At 59.7% G+C, this 1,577-nt stretch carries 2 pseudogenes; both read right to left on the bottom strand.

Annotated features, from left to right (window positions below):
* Nucleotides 1–499: 499 nt before the first annotated feature.
* Nucleotides 500–1,277: pseudogene (locus H7I57_RS20280) on the bottom strand (IS3 family transposase); the annotation flags it as partial.
* Between the two features lie 49 nt (nt 1,278–1,326).
* A pseudogene (locus H7I57_RS20285) lies at nt 1,327–1,491 on the bottom strand (ATP-binding protein); the annotation flags it as partial.
* Between the last annotated feature and the right edge of the window lie 86 nt (nt 1,492–1,577).

Consider the following 1,577-nt stretch of genomic DNA (forward strand, 5'->3'; position numbering starts at 1 on the left):
ATTGATGCGTAGAGAACACCAATCCTCCCAGCTCAAGGGGCACTTTCCTCATTCCGACACCCCACGACCAACCAATTTATCGGTGGATCGAGGCTTAGAGGTCGCATGTCGCGTTGTTCATCCCTCGGACGCGGCGGAAGCCGGCGATCGAGATTCTGGACGAGCACGCGGTTACGGCGGCCGGATTACGGTCTTGCAGGAACGACTCCTCGCGAGATGTCAGCAGTTGACGCGATGCGATTTCATGGACGACCGTTCGGTTCTAGGATTCGCCATTTAGATGGCAAAACTGGTTCGTCATCTCCGTGGCAAGACAGGAAACCCGCAGGCAGAGCCATCGCCATATGACATGGAGTTTGGCAATCTACAGCCCTGTAGGTTGCCATTCTCCGTGTCGTTATGCCATTTGGAATGTCGCTTGATGTCGTAAACGACATCGCGGATGACAAAAAGTCTGACCATTGGTCGGGTCTGCTGCACGATCAGGTGACAGTTTCGGTCACGCGGCCTGACTGGCCGGTGTGGTCATGATGGCTTCGTATTCGATCGGGGTCAACCGCCCGAGGCCGGCCTGGCGACGGCGCCGGTGGTAGGTGCGCTCGATCCAGGTGACGATCGCGATCCGCAGTTCCTCTCGTGTGTTCCAGCGACGGCGATCGAGCACGTTCTTCTGTAGCAGGCTGAAGAAGCTCTCCATGGCGGCGTTGTCGCCGGCTGCGCCGACCCGGCCCATCGATCCGACCATCCCGTGATGGTTCAGTGCGTGCACGAATCTCCTTGACCTGAACTGAGATCCGCGATCGGAGTGCACGATGCACCCGGCAACTTCGCCGCGTCGTGCCACCGCACTACTGAGCGCGGTGGTAGCCAACCGGGACTTCATCCGGGAGTCGATCGAGTACCCGACGATCCGGTTGGAGAACACGTCCTTGATCGCACACAGGTAGAGCTTGCCTTCGCCAGTGCGATGTTCGGTGATATCGCTGCGCCACAACTGATTTGGTACGAAAGCGGTGAAATCGCGCTCGACAAGATCGTCGTGGACCGGCGGCCCGACCTTCCCGTTCTTGCCGCGCTTCTTGCCGAACACGCTCCACAATCGATTCTGAGAGCAGATCCGCCAGGCGGTGCGCTCGGCTATCGGCTCACCGGCATCGCGGGCCTCCTCGACCAAGTAGCGATAGCCGAACTCAGGGTCGTCTTTATGGGCGTCGAAACAAAGCGTTGGCGCGGTAAGCCTCGATTCTCTCGGCGTCGGTAATCGGTGTCGCTTGCCAGGGTGATGGGACCACCTGATTGCCAGGGGGATGGGACCACCGTGGCGCGTTATCGAGGATGCTCGTCAGGTTCGGCTGGGTCAAGCTGTCCGGGTCGGGTGCGTTGGCGGTAGGACGGTCCTTCGATGACCAGGGTGTGGGCCGCAGCGGTGAGTCGGTCGATGGCTGATTGGGCGAGCAGGGTGTCGGCGGTCATGGTCAACCATTCAACTGGAGCTGGCACATGTTCGTTGTGGCTGATTTCTCCTGCTAGCTGGGCTTTCGGCTGTTCTGCGTGTCTTAGCGATCGTCAAGGCGTGA

The sequence above is a fragment of the Mycolicibacterium pyrenivorans genome (genome assembly GCF_025821625.1).
GTDB classification, from domain to species: domain Bacteria; phylum Actinomycetota; class Actinomycetes; order Mycobacteriales; family Mycobacteriaceae; genus Mycobacterium; species Mycobacterium pyrenivorans.